Origin of the sequence: Sulfurihydrogenibium sp. (genome assembly GCF_028276765.1) — a bacterium.
Taxonomy (GTDB): Bacteria; Aquificota; Aquificia; order Aquificales; family Hydrogenothermaceae; genus Sulfurihydrogenibium.
On record NZ_JAPYVU010000056.1, the window covers coordinates 1 to 9,548 of the forward strand.

A 9,548-nucleotide genomic window follows, 5' to 3' on the forward strand; every position below is an offset into this window, starting at 1 on the left:
TCCATTTTCTTTTACCATGGTACAAGACAATGTTAATTATTGGTGGATATTCTTCATACTCTCCCGTTTCTTCCCATAATACGCCATTATAGTATAAAAGCTGGCTTGGTAGGTTTTTATCTATGTAAGATTTGTGTTCAAAGATGATTCTTAAAAAGCTTTTTTCGTTTTCTATTTTGCATTCATACAAAAGGTCAAGAAGTGATTTTCCAATCTTCTGTGAGTATTTTTCGCTGTTTAATAATCTTATACTTTCTAAGTCTATCTTTTTAGATAGCTCTGGATAAAATATATCAAGCAGGCTCTTAACTCTCTTTGGCTCAGAAAATATCTGTTTAAAAAATTGGTCGTGAGGTTGTAAGTCATTCATGGCTAATTAATTTACTTGTTATACTCTTTAAGTACTTCGTCTGTAATGTCTAATTTTTTATCTGCATAGAGTACACCGCTGATTAAGCCGCCGTAAAGAATTAAATCAAGATTTTTATCTTTTGCTATTTTTTGCGCTATTGCTTTTATGTCGCTTACCATTTTCTTTTCTGCTTCTGCTTTCATCTTTGCAAGCTCTTCATTTGCCTGTATTTCAAGATTTTGAAGCTGTCTTGCTGTTTCTCTAAGTTCCTTCATCTTATCTTCTTTAGCTTTTTGGTTTAAAGCTGAAGAATTTAGCTGACTTTGTAAAGATGCAATTTTGTTTTGTAGTTCTTTTGCTTTATTTTGATAGTATTTTAACTTTGCATCCAACTCTGCTTTATACTTTTTTCCTTTTGCAGACTGATTCATCACTGTTTCCATATCAACATAGGCAACATTTGTTGCATTTGAGTATCCAAAAGCTAAAAATAATAAAGTTAAAACTGCTAAAAATTTTTTAATCATATCTCCTCCTTATTAGTGAGACTGTTCCAATAATCCACACTGTCATTCTGCAGCCGGCTAAGAATCTCTTCCTTTCTTTTCAAGTCAAAAAATCAAAAAAGAGATCCTTCGGCCTTCGGCCTCAGGATGACAAGGATAAGGTAAATTTACAAAATTTTGAAACACCCTTTCCTTATTAGTATACCAAATTTTGACCAAGTCTAAAAATTAATTAATCTTTTGACCGTCATTCTGCAGCTACGTGAAGAATCCCATGTTTTTATGCCTCCTACTCTGTCATTCTGCAGCTGGCGAAGAATCTCCGTCCTTTCTTGCCTCTCTTATTCACTTTCTCACCTTTTAATGAAGAGATCCTTCGGACTTGCGTCCTCAGGATGGTAGTCAAAGGTAAGCTTGCAAATAATTTTAAAATACTTTTTCTTCATTAAAAGAATGTTCCTAAAATAAATCCAAATCTTGAGCTGCTTATACCGGATGGTGGATTTAAAACTTTACCATAATAAAGCTCTATTGGTGCAAATGGAGTAATGATTTTTAAGCCCACACCTGTGGAGTAATACATGTTAGAAAATGGATTACCTTTGTCATAACCTTTACCTTGGTCTAAAAATACATATCCCCATAAAAATCTTTCTACAATTGGATGTGCTAACTGATAGTTTAAAATAATCTCTCTTTTTGCTCCGGCTGGGTCTTTGTTTTCATCTAGTGGACCGGCTCTACCCCATTCAAAACCTCTAATTGTAAAGTCGCCACCTACAAAGAAAAGCTGGTCAAGGGGTATTGTTTTAGATATCTTTTCTACAAATCCAAATGTACCTTTGACAGAGAATAAAAAGTCTGTATAGAAAATCTTATCTGGAATAATTTTTGAAGCACTAAAAACTGCTTTATAAAAATCTCTCGTTCCAGTACCGGCAGAAAGCGTCAATGTTACATCACTTCCTCTTGTTGGAAGAATAGGATTGTCTATTGAGTTTCTGTTTATAAACCAGTAGGTTGAGTATAAATCATACTTTCCAGCTTGCTTTTTAATGTATGTTGATGCAGTATCTAAAACATCTTTATACTCACCTTTTTCTAAGGTTAAACCAACGCCTGTCCTCCAAAATTCTTTAAATTCATAAGATAAGGTTGGAGAAAAACCTTTTTTTGTAGAGATAAAGGTTGTATAGTCTACATAAGAATCATATAAATTTAGTCCAAGGTCCAGCGGCTTGTAAAATGCCCATCTATGTAGATAGTTTAGAGAGTTATTTCTGTACTTTGAGCCAACTGTTAACGATAGTCCTAAAGTATCGCCAGTACCTAAGAAGTTTCCTTTTCTGATTGATGCAAAGAATGATAGGCTTGTTTGTTGGCTGTATCCTGCACCTATAGACATCTGACCTGTAAATCTCTCATTTACTTTTGTCTCTAAATCCATTTCATTATCAGACTTTACCTGTGGGTCAAAATCAATCATATCGTAATAACCAAGTCTGTACAATCTTGCTTGAGACCTTAAAAGCTTATCTTTTTTAAATACATCTCCTGGTGCCAATCTAAGTTCCCGTCTGATCGTAGAGTCTCTTGATTCATAGTTACCGGAGATTTTGATTTTATCAACATAATAAATATTTCCTTTGTTTATGTTAAAAACTATATCAACTTGCTTTTTCTCTTTATCTACAATTTTATTTACTTCGACGTTAGCAAATATATAGCCAAGGTCGTTATAATTATCTAAAATATGCTTCTTGATAAACTCAACTTTCTCAGAATTGAAATACTCGCCGGGTTTAATGCTCTTTCTATCCGGTAGGTCTAACAGCTCCTTGGTGGTGAATAAGTCATTGTTTTCAACCTTAACAGACCCTACTTTATATCTTTCTCCTTCATCTATCTTTATTGTGATGACGTATTTTTTTCCATCTACTAATGTAATTTCAGGCTCTGATATCTGCACATCTAAAAACCCTTTACTAATGTATAAGTCTTTTATTCTGTCTATATCCTCATAAAGGGTCTCTTTTATTAAAGCTGGATGTAATTTAAGTTTTAATATACTTCTTTCGGATGTTTCCATGACAGAAAGAATTTCTTTTGTTTTGACATTTTTATTTCCTACTATATTTATTTTTTCAACGTAAGCCTTAGTTCCTTCTTCTATTTTAAAAACTAAAGTATTTCCCTTGTAGTAGTAAGATATCTTTGGACTGTAATAACCTTTTTTTTCATAAAGTTTTTCAATCTTTTTTATCATCTGCCCTATTTCATCGTTAGATAAAACTCTACCAAGACCTTTTTTTATTGATGAAAGCTTTTCTTGTAGCTCTGGTCCTAAAGTTGAAAAGGGTAAAGGTCTGCCAGATTCTAATTTTTCTGTTAAATCAAGACCAAGCTCTTTAATCAAATCATCTTTTGAAACTGCCTTATTTCCTTCAAAATCAATTCTTTGAACAACAGGTAATTCTGTGAAAACAAAGGTTATATCTATTCCGTTTTCGGTGTATCTTGTATATGCTTCAACATTTTGAAAGTATCCAAGCTTATAAAGGTCTCTTATTGTGCTTTCTATTTTATCCCGTGTGACTATAGCCCCCTTTCCAAATGGAATTAAAGGCTTAATTATCTCTTCATTGAAAAATTTTAGACCTTTAATTTCTATTTTTTCTATTTTATAAACCTTGGATGCTTCTTCTTGTAAGGAAGGTGTTTTGATCTGTGGGGTTATTGTTTCTTGCTCAGCTGCGTTTGAGAGGTAAGATAATGCGAGTAAGGCGGCAGCTGAAAGCGCCACCACTTTTTTTATGCTGTTTGAAGTTCTTTTTTCCTTTTGGATTTTTTCTTTTGTTTTATAGGATTTAAAACTACTTTGCCATCCTTCATGCCAACTTCTACTACTGAGCCAGGGTGTAGTTTTCCTGCTAAAATCTCCTCTGCTAATAAGTCTTCCACTTGTGATTGTAAGGCTCTTTTGATACTTCTTGCTCCATACTCCGGTTTGAATTCCTTCTCTATTAAGTACTCTACAAACTCTGGAGAGAGTTTCACTTCTATTTCCCATTCTTTTAACCTTTCGTTTATTTCTTTAATTTGCTTATCTATTATACCTTGAATTACAGATTTGTCTAATGGTTTAAATACTATGATTTCATCAAGTCTGTTTATAAACTCTGGGTTAAACACTTTCTTAACTTGTTCTAAAACGTTTTTCTTTAAGTCTTTATAGTCTAGCATTGAAGATTTTGTTTCAAATCCCATTTTACCGCTTTCTAAAATCATTCTTGCACCAAGGTTAGATGTCATAATAATGATAGTGTTGCTAAAATCAACCACTCTACCAAGAGAGTCTGTTAGTCTTCCATCGTCAAATATCTGTAGGAATATATTAAATACATCTGGATGAGCTTTTTCTATCTCATCGAAAAGAATGACAGAATATGGTTTTCTTCTTACCGCTTCAGTAAGCTGGCCTCCTTCTTCATAACCTACGTACCCCGGAGGTGCACCGATAAGTCTTGATACTGTATGTTTTTCCATATATTCACTCATGTCAAATCTTATTAAAGCATCTTCTCTACCAAACAAGTATTCAGCTAAGGCTTTTGCGGTTTCTGTTTTCCCAACACCCGTTGGTCCTAAGAATAAGAATACTCCGATAGGTCTATGTCTACCTTTTAAGCCAACGCTGTTTCTTCTTATAGCTTTTGCTATAGCCGTAATTGCTTCATCTTGTCCAACAACTCTCTTGTGCAACTCTTCTTCTATATGTAGGAGTTTTTCTTTATCAGTTTCCGTTAGTCTTGCTACAGGAATACCTGTCCATCTTGCTATAACTTCTGCAATATCTCTAACATTAACCTTAGGTTTGTTTTCTTTTTGCTCTTCTTTCCATTTAAGTTTAAGTGTCTCAAACTTGGCTCTTAATTTAACCTCTTCATCTCTTAGCTTTGATGCTTTATCAAAATCTTCTTCTTTTATAGCTTTTGTCTTTTCCTCTTCTATCTTTTTTATTTCTTCTTCCAATTGTTTAAGGTCTTGTGGCAATTCAAGCTCTCTTAATCTTACTAACGCTCCTGCTTCATCCAATAAGTCTATAGCTTTGTCTGGCAAGTATCTGTCAGGTATGTATTTAACAGAATACTCAACAGCTTTTTCTATTGCTTCTTTTGTGTATTCAACATTGTGAAATTCTTCAAACTTATGCTTTAAACCTTCTAATATCAATATTGTATTTTCTGGAGTTGGTGGGTCTACAATGACCGGCTGGAATCTTCTTTCTAATGCTCCGTCTTTTTCTATATACTTTCTGTATTCATCTAAAGTTGTAGCACCTATTACTTGAACCTCACCTCTTGCCAACGCTGGTTTTAACATGTTGGAAGCATCAAGAGAACCTTCGGCCGAACCTGCCCCAACCATTGTGTGAAGCTCATCTATAAACAGTATAATGTTAGGTGTTTTTTCCAACTCTTTTAAAATTGTTTTTAATCTTTCTTCAAACTGTCCTCTGTATTTTGTGCCTGCTACTAAGGATGCTAAATCTAAAGCTACTATTCTTTTGTTCCACAGTATTTCCGGTGCTTTTTTGCTTACTATCCTTTGTGCTAACCCTTCTACGATTGCGGTTTTTCCAACCCCAGGTTCACCTATCAAAACAGGATTGTTTTTTCTTCTTCTTGAAAGTATTTGAATAACTCTCTCTATTTCTCTATCTCTACCAATTACTGGGTCAAGCTTTCCTTCTTTTGCAAGTGCAGTAAGGTCTCTTCCGTATCTATCTAAGTTTGGCGTAGGTATTTGTTTTACCTGCTCTTGTGGTGGTATTTCGCCTAAAACTGACAATATTTCTCTTCTTACCGAATACTCATCAATTCCAAAGCCTCTTAACACCCTTCCACCAAGCCCGGACTTTTCTCTAACAACCCCGATTAACAAATGTTCTGGACCAACAAATGGATGGTGTAAAATTCTTGCTTCTTCTACTGCATACTCTAATATTCTTTTAGCGTCTGGAGAAAATAGTATCTCTCCTGTATGTGTACCTCTTGGAATTTGAGAAAGTAAAGTTTTCTTTACTTTTTCTGGAGAAAGACCAAATTTAGATAATACTAAAACTACAATATCATCTTCATCAATCAAACCTAAGAGAAGATGCTCACTTCCTAAGTAATTATTTTTGTATTTTAACGCATGCTCCCTTGCTGTTAATATTACTTTTCTTGCCTTTTCTGTAAATTTTTCAAACATCGCTTTTACCTCGTTTTTATTAATGCCTTTTAAATTTATGCAAATTTATATTTTTTCAATTCTTTCAATCATACCATCTTTTATATGGTAAATATAGTTGCAATATTTTGCTATTTCAACATCATGGGTTGCGATGATAACAGTCATATCAAGACTCTCATTTAGCTCTTTGATTAACATTATAACATTCTTAGCATTTTGAGAATCAAGATTGCCTGTTGGCTCATCTGCTATCAAAACCTTTGGATTGTTGATTATAGCTCTTGCAATAGCCACTCTCTGCTGTTCTCCACCTGAAAGCTGAGAAGGTTTATGATTTATTCTATCTTTTAGATTTAGTTTTGTCAGTATGTCTACCGCTTTACTTTCAGCATTTTTATCTCCTGCTAAAAAAGCCGGCAAAGAGACATTTTCTAAAGTAGTAAACTCCGGAAGTAAATAATGAAACTGAAAAACAAAGCCAATGTTTTTATTTCTAAATTCTGCAAGCTGTCTATCTTTTAGATTTGTAATATCTACACTATCAATCTCAACTTTTCCCTCTGTTGGATAATCTATACCACCAAGTATGTGCAGCAGCGTACTTTTTCCTGACCCGGATGGTCCCATTACTGCAACCATTAAACCTTTTTCTATGTTTAGAGAAATACCTCTTAAAGCTAAAACCCTATCGCCGTTTGTCTGATAAATCTTTTTAATATTTTCTGCCTTAATCATATCTTAAAACCTCAGCAGGCACTTCCTTAGATGCAGAAATAGCCGGAAATAAAGAAGATAAAAAGCATATAAGCATAGAAGATAAAGCAATTATAAAGACTTCTAAAATTGAAATTTTCATTGGAAGATAATTTATTAAATAAACCTCAGGATTTAGTTTTACTAAATGGAATGTATCACCTATGTATACTACGGATAAACCAATGATAAGACCCAAAGTTGTTCCAATAAATCCTATTATCAAGCCTTGTAAAATAAATATCTTTTTTATAAAATTGCTGTCTGCTCCAATGGTTTTTAGGATCGCAATTTCTTTTCTTTTTTCTCTGCTTTTTGTTGCTATTAAGCTTGAAATGTTAAAAGATGCAACAACTACAATCAAAGCTATCACAAGAAACATTGCAAACTTTTCAAGCTGTAGAGCTTGGAATAAGCTTTTATTCATATCAGTCCATGACCTGACAATGTAAGGAAAATCTAATCTTTTTTCTAATTTTTCTTTTACTATGCTTGGATTAAATGGGTCTTTAATTTTCAGCTGAATGCCTGTTATCGCATCGTTTAAATCAAAAAAGCTTTGAGCATTTTCTAAACTCATACATACAAACGTTGAGTCATATTCATAAATACCAAATTCAACGATTCCTGCCACCTTAAACTCTTTAAGCTTTGGTAAAAAGCCAATGGGCGTTTTTCTTCCAACCGGAGACATGATATTTATACTATCTCCAACCCAAACGTTCAAAGCAAGAGCAACATCTTTTCCGAGAATGATATTATCATCTGTTAAATCGTACCTACCGGAAATTATTTTTTTATCAAGAGCCATAAAATTCTTATCTTTTTCCGGAATTACGCCTCTTACATATACAGGAATTAGATTGGAAGATTTTCCGGCTATAGCTTGAGAATAAACAAAAGGTTCATAATCAATAACACCTTCAACATCTTTTATTTTTTGTACTACTTCTTGGTACTCTTGGAATTTACCGTCGGCTTTTACTATCATAATATGTGGTGCAGTCTCAAGAAGTTTAGACTTTATTCCATACATAAAACCACCCATCACAGCCATAGTTATGATTAAAGCAGCAACTCCAAGAGTTATTCCGATTATAGAAACAATAGACATAAAAGATGATAGCTTAGATTTTGTAGAAAACAAATATCTTAGTGCTATCTTCAGATAAAGCGGCATACAGCTCCTTAGTGTTAAAATATTTTTATATCGAAAAATTATAGCATAGGAGAAAGTCATGATTATAGGTACTCCTTTATCTTCGAATGCTACAAAAATTTTACTTCTTGGAAGCGGTGAGCTTGGAAAAGAGTTTGTCATTGAAGCTATGAGACTTGGTATAGAAGTTATAGCTGTAGATAGTTATCAAAACGCACCAGCTCAACAAATAGCCCATAGATACTATGTTATTGATATGAAAAATGGTGATTTGATAAAAGATATAGCATACAGAGAAAAACCGGATTTTATCGTTCCAGAGATTGAAGCAATAGATACAGATGCTTTGGTAGAATTAGAAAAAGAAGGATTTAATATAGTTCCTTGTGCTAATGCAGTAAAACATACAATGAACAGAATAAGCATAAGAAGGCTTGCTGCTGAAAAAGTAGGCTTAAAAACTTCTAAATACGCTTTTGCGTCAGATATAGAAACATACAGACAAAAAGTAAGAGAGATTGGACTACCGTGTGTAGTTAAACCTATCATGAGTTCATCTGGGAAAGGGCAATCAATTGTTAGAAGCTTGGATGAGATTGACAGGGCATGGTATTATGCGCAAGAAAATGCAAGAGGAAAAAGTGGTGAAGTAATCATTGAAGAATTTATCAATTTTGATTATGAAATAACTCTTTTAACTGTCAGGACAAAAAATCAAGGAACATTATTCTGCGAGCCAATAGGACACATACAAGTTGATGGAGATTACTGGGAAAGTTGGCAACCACATCCAATGAGCCAAACAGCTTTAAACAAAGCAAAAGAGATTGCAAAAAAGATAACAGATGAGCTTGGTGGTTATGGAATTTTTGGATGCGAGATGTTCGTAAAAGGAGATGAGGTTTGGTTTAACGAAATATCACCAAGACCACACGATACCGGAATGGTGACCATGATAACTCAAAATATGTCAGAGTTTGAGATTCATTTAAGAGCCATACTTGGACTGCCGATGGATATAAAACTTCTATCTCCAGGAGCTTCTTACTGTTTCCATGCATCTGATTATGGTGTAGCTCCAAAGTACAAAGGGCTTGAAGAGGCTTTAAGTATTCCAGGAACTAAAGTTAGAATTTTTGGAAAACCAACCACAAGACCAAAAAGAAGAATGGGTGTTGCTTTAGCAGTAGGAGAAAATATAGAAGAGGCGAGGAAAAAAGCAAAACTTGCAGCTGAAAGTATGAAGGTAATTTTATAGTGAGGAGGTTGCTTGCAAAAATTCACGCTGTTATTCTGTAGCTGGCTAAGAATCTCGTTTCCTCAGAATGACACGGAAAGGTAAGCTCACGGGAATTTTGGAACACTCTCTATAAATTCTTGCAAAAAAACTTTTTTAGTATAAAATAAATATTGAAAAAATACGTCGGGTGAGAAATTACCTCCATAGTTTACTTTTTCTAAAAAAGCTATAACCAATAGCATATGCATATAGATAAGCAACAAAAGTCTTAACCTTTCTCCATCTACTTATAAGATTGAA

The 9,548-nt window shown here is 33.8% G+C and carries 7 protein-coding genes; 1 reads left to right on the forward strand and 6 read right to left on the reverse strand.

What is annotated here, in order from left to right; translation table 11 throughout:
• The 6 genes from Q0929_RS07965 to Q0929_RS07990 all read right to left on the reverse strand — a co-directional run.
• Positions 1–370: Rpn family recombination-promoting nuclease/putative transposase (locus tag Q0929_RS07965; protein ID WP_299239548.1), on the reverse strand; the 370-nt coding region annotated here is incomplete at its 3' end.
• A gap of 11 nt (positions 371–381) precedes the next feature.
• Positions 382–879 carry an OmpH family outer membrane protein gene (locus Q0929_RS07970; RefSeq protein ID WP_299239550.1) on the reverse strand — a complete coding sequence of 166 codons (498 nt, stop codon included), beginning with the start codon at positions 877–879 and terminating at the stop codon, positions 382–384.
• 424 nt (positions 880–1,303) lie between these two features.
• Positions 1,304–3,664 carry an outer membrane protein assembly factor BamA gene (gene bamA, locus Q0929_RS07975; protein ID WP_299239552.1) on the reverse strand — a complete coding sequence of 787 codons (2,361 nt, stop codon included), beginning with the start codon at positions 3,662–3,664 and terminating at the stop codon, positions 1,304–1,306.
• A 5-nt stretch (positions 3,665–3,669) separates the two neighbouring features.
• Positions 3,670–6,114, reverse strand: a complete 2,445-nt coding sequence (locus tag Q0929_RS07980) for an ATP-dependent Clp protease ATP-binding subunit (protein WP_299239554.1) — start codon at positions 6,112–6,114, stop codon at positions 3,670–3,672.
• Positions 6,115–6,159: 45 nt separating this feature from the next.
• The gene (locus Q0929_RS07985; protein WP_299229885.1) at positions 6,160–6,831 is read right to left on the reverse strand and encodes an ABC transporter ATP-binding protein; all 672 of its coding nucleotides are present in this window, start codon (positions 6,829–6,831) and stop codon (positions 6,160–6,162) included.
• On the reverse strand, positions 6,824–8,029 hold the full coding sequence (locus Q0929_RS07990; RefSeq protein ID WP_299239556.1) for an ABC transporter permease: 1,206 nt from the start codon (positions 8,027–8,029) through the stop codon (positions 6,824–6,826). Before Q0929_RS07990 ends, Q0929_RS07985 begins: the two co-directional genes overlap by 8 nt.
• A gap of 58 nt (positions 8,030–8,087) precedes the next feature.
• Between Q0929_RS07990 and purT the strand changes: the two genes are divergently transcribed.
• Positions 8,088–9,266: a formate-dependent phosphoribosylglycinamide formyltransferase gene (purT, locus tag Q0929_RS07995; protein ID WP_299239558.1), complete on the forward strand. Its 1,179-nt coding sequence runs from the start codon at positions 8,088–8,090 to the stop codon at positions 9,264–9,266.
• The last annotated feature ends 282 nt before the right edge of the window (positions 9,267–9,548 follow it).